Here is a 2,293-nt window from a genome sequence, read left to right as displayed (position 1 = left end):
TGTGTTGGGCGAGAGCCCATAACCCCCGCTAGATGATGGACGAATCGGTGACGAACGCGGGTCCGTTATACCCGGACTTGCCAAGCACATTCAGCATCGCGCTCATCAATTCGGTGTGGGACAGGAAGCCCTGTGAGTAGTCCGCGTGCACGATCTCAATTGCCGCCATGCCGTGAACGTCATGTACCGGCTGAGTGGAAAAACGAGACAGTAACAGCATTTCAGCTTCAGCCAAATCGGTCGGAGAACCGAAAAACCAGGTACGCGCTTCCTTCCTACCTTCGATCTCGCCGATATACATGTGGGTCATAATCACACGATTGCCGGCCTCGACAATGTTCTTCCCCATGCGGGTAAAGAGCGAGATCTTCGCGCCCGAATCGAAGGAGGATTCAATCAACGAGTACGCAAAGGCACCGAAACCACGAACAATCAGAGCGTCTGCCAAGTCACCGAGGACCTCGTCAGGGAAAGGCTGTTCGGTGAAGTAGATGCCCTCACCAGCGCGCTCGCGCCCAGTGTTGATATCTCCCTTGCCGAGAATCTCCATATCGTAGCCAGCATCATCCAACGCATCTCGGACTGCTTCAATCTTGGTTTCCGGATAGGGATGAAGTACTGCCGAGTTGGCTGAGTTTCGCTCGATAAAAACGTAGGTCGAGAATCCGTAGGCGAAGCCTTCCATGTCGCACATCCTCAAGGTCGTTGTGTCACCCGCATTGTTGTACGAGAAACTACCGTTGTTTATCTCATTCGATGTCATTGAATGAAGCGCCCCCGAATTGCTTCAGGTGTTGCGTTGCGCTTACATCAAATCTGTTGAGATTGAATGTAGTCGAAACAATGGTTTTTGTTTAGAGGTCAAACCCCTGCTTGTGGATAACTCTCAGAATGTCTGAAACATGTGCACCGCCGATACCAACTTTGGTACGTACGAGAGTAGAAAATGACTCGGCGCGCTTGGACGTATCACGCAGGTCGTAGTACTCGGTGATCCTCTGGTCGTATTCACCCAAAGCTTCTTCATACGAGTCCAAGCACGGATACGTGTTATCGGCGACCGTGACCGACAGGGGCAGGCGAGGCTTGTACTGAGGCGACTGGTCGGGGTGGCCAATGAGTAAGCCGAGGACAGGGAAGGTTAGCTTCGGCAGGTTAAGGGCCTCGATAACCAGTTCCGGATTCGCGTGAATTGAGCCGAGGTAGCACGTTCCCAAGCCCATCGATTCAGCAGCGACAACAACGTTTTGCGCGCTGAGCAGAGCATCGTGAAGGGCGGTGAGAAACAAGTTGACCGTGTGAAGTGGGGTGTCTTCGATCCCCGCTTCTTCGCGAATTCGCGCATTGCGGTACTGATCAGCGACAAAAACCAGAAGCTCGCCTTTCGTGCCACCAACATATGGCTGTCCGGAAGCCTGATGAAGCTTCTCACGAACCTCAGGATCCGTGATCCGCAGGATGGTGCACTGCTGAAGGAATGAAGAAGAGGCAGTCTGACGTGCAACCTCAAACAGTGTTGTCAGTTCTTCTTCGGTAAGCGCCTTGCCAGTGAAAGCTCGGATTGTCCGGTGCCCAAGCTGAGTGGCGATCGTGTCGTTTTCGATGGGTGCTGATGGGCGGGTATTCAGATCAGCCATGTCCTTCTCCATGTTCTTCGAGGCTCTTACAAAGCATCTACGCTTTCGACGATGATCGGGTGATACACGCACGATGCAGGTCAAATCTATTCCGACACTTTTCGCCTGATTTTACTGGTCTTTCCTTAATCTTTAGGTCTTGGCAATGATGAATGAAAGGTCACGTTTAAAATGGGACTCAAACGTGACCTCTGCGGATTTTCAAGAATAATGCACCCGTATGATTGAAAGATGATGAAGAAAACCTCTATTTCTCTGTGCACAATTGCTCTCGCAACCGCTCTTCTTGCAGGTTGCTCGTCAGCTTCAACCGAGACCGCCGATTCTTCGGGTTCCGTTGCAACGTCTCAGTCCGCTTCCGCGTCGACCCAGATGCTGACCATCGAAAAGGATCCCGCAACCATTTCCGGTGCGCTGGTGACTCTTCCGATCAAGCGCGTCCTGATTCTCAAGGTTGATCAGGCAGCTGCCGCACACTGGACCGGCACCGTTGAAGACGCGTCGATCGCAGAGTTTGTTGCCGGCACCGATTCCGATGCCCCGATGATCAAGCCTCTGGCTGAAGGCGACACGACCGCAACACTGACCTCCCCCGAGGGTGAAACCATCACCTTCGACCTGTCGGTTACTCCGGGCGCTCGCTGAGTCGCTCACCT

The 2,293-nt window shown here is 53.1% G+C and carries 3 protein-coding genes; 1 reads left to right on the top strand and 2 read right to left on the bottom strand.

Features of this window, described 5'->3' with window-relative positions:
* Nucleotides 1–28: 28 nt before the first annotated feature.
* Together AC5RE1_RS01050 and AC5RE1_RS01045 are read right to left on the bottom strand one after the other, a co-directional pair.
* On the bottom strand, nucleotides 29–763 hold the full coding sequence (locus tag AC5RE1_RS01050; RefSeq protein WP_493938215.1) for a hypothetical protein: 735 nt from the start codon (nucleotides 761–763) through the stop codon (nucleotides 29–31).
* A 91-nt stretch (nucleotides 764–854) separates the two neighbouring features.
* Nucleotides 855–1,637 carry an NADPH-dependent oxidoreductase gene (locus AC5RE1_RS01045; RefSeq protein ID WP_493938214.1) on the bottom strand — a complete coding sequence of 261 codons (783 nt, stop codon included), beginning with the start codon at nucleotides 1,635–1,637 and terminating at the stop codon, nucleotides 855–857.
* A gap of 231 nt (nucleotides 1,638–1,868) precedes the next feature.
* Between AC5RE1_RS01045 and AC5RE1_RS01040 the strand changes: the two genes are divergently transcribed.
* A complete protein-coding gene (locus AC5RE1_RS01040; protein WP_493938213.1) occupies nucleotides 1,869–2,282 on the top strand; it encodes a hypothetical protein in 414 nt (137 codons plus the stop codon).
* The last annotated feature ends 11 nt before the right edge of the window (nucleotides 2,283–2,293 follow it).

Source organism: Actinotignum sp. usb-actsch-rep-73 (genome assembly GCF_059082735.1).
Note: the sequence above shows the minus strand (reverse complement) of the source record. Positions and strands in the feature narration are given on the sequence as shown.